1 pseudogene is annotated in these 247 nt (G+C 57.9%); it reads right to left on the minus strand.

Annotated elements, in window-relative coordinates:
- Positions 1 to 247: pseudogene (locus AC0L2D_RS31865) on the minus strand (F0F1 ATP synthase subunit beta); the annotation flags it as partial.

The raw sequence follows: 247 nt of genomic DNA on the forward strand, positions 1-247 counted from the left end.
GCCGGGTAGATACCCAGAGACGCGATCTGACGGCTCAGTACCACGGTTGCGTCAAGGTGCGCAAAGGTGGTTGCCGGAGACGGGTCAGTCAAGTCATCCGCAGGTACGTATACTGCCTGTACCGAGGTGATAGAACCAGTTTTGGTGGAGGTGATACGTTCCTGCAGAACGCCCATCTCTTCCGCCAGGGTCGGCTGATAACCTACCGCTGAAGGCATACGGCCCAGCAGTGCGGATACTTCCGTAC

This window comes from Mesorhizobium sp. WSM4833 (genome assembly GCF_055811095.1).